General features: G+C 54.5%; 2 protein-coding genes. Both read left to right on the top strand.

What is annotated here, in order from left to right:
- Window positions 1-1,743 (top strand): S9 family peptidase (locus MVD07_RS03055; RefSeq protein WP_297498487.1); only part of this gene is annotated, 1,743 nt, incomplete at its 5' end.
- Window positions 1,744-1,783: 40 nt separating this feature from the next.
- Window positions 1,784-2,662, top strand: a complete 879-nt coding sequence (locus MVD07_RS03050; protein ID WP_297498484.1) for an ABC transporter ATP-binding protein — start codon at window positions 1,784-1,786, stop codon at window positions 2,660-2,662.
- Window positions 2,663-2,771 lie beyond the last annotated feature (109 nt).

Genomic DNA, 2,771 nt, shown 5'->3' with positions numbered 1-2,771 from the left:
GTTAAACCCTTCACCTCCGGCAAAAAGGACGGGAACCCGCGTTTCTCACCCGACGGGAGACTGGTGGCTTTTACCTCCAAGCGCGATAAGGAGAGCAAGGAGGCCGAGCTCTACGTTATCCCCACGGATGGAGGAGAGGCGAGGCTCTTAACGAAGTTCAAGTACGGAATAGAGAACATCCGCTTTACCGAGGACGGAAAGGGAATAGCCGTCGTCACCCCAATCGACATTGAAAAGAAGCCCAAGGACGACGTTCACATAATCAAGGAGATGCCTTTCTGGTTCAACGGAATTGGCTGGGTTTACGGGAAGAGGAGCGCTGTCTACATGGTAAGCGTTGAAACCGGGAGGAAAAGGCGTTTAACTCCCAAAAACCTCGACGCCTCTCAAATTCGCTTCCATAGGGGAAAGCTCTACTTCATCGCCCAGGAAGACCGCGAGAGGAAGCCGATGGTGAGCGACCTCTACGTCCTCGAAGGGAGGAAAGCTAGACGCCTGACGCCGGGGAAGTGGAGCATCTCGGATTTCATACCCCTCGACGATGGAACCTTCATCCTCAAGGCCAACACGCGGGAAAGGGGAATCCCGACGAACACGCACATCTACCACTACGATCCTGAGACGGGGAAAGTTAGAAAGCTCACGGCCGACCTCGACCGCTCAGCGTACAACTCACTCAACTGCGACGTCCGCGGGAGCCAGAGGGCGGAGTTAGCTTTTAAGGACGGCTGGGTTTATTATATAGCCACCGACGGCCCGAGGGCGAACCTCTTCAGGGTGAACCTCAGCGGGAAGATTGAGCGCGTTGTCGGCGGGGATAGAGGCGTCGAGAGCTTCGCAATCGGTGACTACATAGCCTTCACCGCCCAGGACGCGGTCACTCCGACAGAGCTTTACATCCTAAGGGAGGGGAAGGAGAAGAAGCTCACCGACTTCAACGGCTGGATTAGGGAATACAGCCTCTCGAAGCCCGAGCACTTTAGAGTTAAGGCCAGCGATGGGATGGAGATAGACGCGTGGGTCATGAAGCCTTTGAATTTTGAGTCAGGAAAGAAGTATCCCGCGGTTCTTGAGATACACGGCGGCCCGAAGACTGCCTACGGCTACTCCTTCATGCACGAGTTCCATGTCTTGACGGCCAAGGGCTTCGTCGTGATCTTCTCCAACCCCAGAGGAAGCGACGGCTACGGCGAGGAGTTCGCGGACATAAGGGAGCACTACGGAGAGAGGGACTACCAAGACCTGATAGAGGTCGTTGATGAAGCCCTAAAGAGATTCGACTTCATAGACGAAGAGAGGATAGGCGTCACCGGAGGTTCATACGGCGGCTTCATGACGAACTGGATAGTCGGGCACACGAAGAGGTTTAAGGCCGCGGTAACCCAGCGCTCCATCTCCAACTGGGCGAGTTTCTTTGGAACGACCGATATAGGCTACTATTTTGCCCCTGATCAGATAGGCAGTGACCTATGGAACAACACCGAAGGCTACTGGGAGAAGAGCCCGCTGAAGTACGCGCCGAACGTGGAGACACCTTTGCTGATAATCCACTCGATGGAGGATTACCGCTGCTGGCTTGCTGAAGGCCTTCAGTTCTTTACAGCTCTCAAATACCTCGGCAAGACGGTCGAGCTTGCGCTCTTCCCGGGCGAGAACCACGACCTCAGCAGGGGCGGAAAGCCGAAGCACCGCGTGAGAAGACTTGAGCTCATCGTGGGGTGGATGGAGAGGTGGCTCAAGTAGCCCAAAATCTTTTATTTTTCGCCCCTGAAAGTTTCCAGGTATGAAGGTCATCGAAGTCGAGAATTTGACCAAGTACTACGGAAGCCTGAGGGCCCTTGACGCCGTCTCCTTTTCCGTTCCCGAGGGGGTTATCCTGGGGGTAATCGGGCCCAACGGTGCCGGAAAAACCACCCTCATTAGGATTTTGAGCTGTCTGTTGGCCTATGACAAAGGAACCGTCAGGCTCTTTGGAGAGGAGATAAAGAAGTGCAGAGACGGAATAAAGAAGAGAATAGACCTCCTCCCGCAGGAGGCTAGAGCACACTTCTACACGCTGACGCCCTTCGAATACGTCTATTACTACCTCAGAATGCGCGGTCTGCCGAAGGGCGAGGCCAAAAGCAGGGCAGAGAAAGCCATGGAGGAGTTCGGGATTGATTATCCGGATAGAATAGTCTCGACGCTCTCGGGCGGGATGGTGAGGAAAACTCTTCTCGCGATGGTCCTATCGGCCGATGCCGGGCTCTACTTCCTCGACGAGCCCACTGTTGGCCTCGACGTTGAGAGCAGGCTGAGGCTGTGGGAGATACTTCGGGAGAGGGCGAAGAGTTCAACGATAGTCCTGACGAGCCACTACCTCAACGAGATATCGAGCGTGTCAGATTTGGTCCTGCTGGTCAAGGGCGGAAAGGCCCTCGCCTTTGGAGAGCCAGAGAAAATAGCAAAACGCTACCTCTCCGGCTTCACCTCGAAGCTCGTCGTCTTCGACCGCTTTGAAGGCGATTTCGTGGTAAGAAGGACTGGGAAGAACACCTTCGTTTACCTCCGCTCAAAGGCCGAGGAAAGAAAGGCTATAAACTTACTCGAGGAGCTTGGAGTACCGTTCAGGCGGGAAGAACTCACGATAGAGGATATCTTCCTCATGGGTGGTCTGGAATGATTCTTGCGATAGTGGAGTATTACCACAGAGCCCTGATGAAGGGAAAAAGCTCGATGCTCAGCTTCGCGATACAGCCCCTTTCCTTCATCTTCATAGTCTACGTCGTCAG

The organism is Thermococcus sp. (assembly GCF_027008145.1).
Taxonomy (GTDB): domain Archaea; phylum Methanobacteriota_B; class Thermococci; order Thermococcales; family Thermococcaceae; genus Thermococcus.
This window is presented reverse-complemented; position numbering and strand designations above follow the sequence as displayed.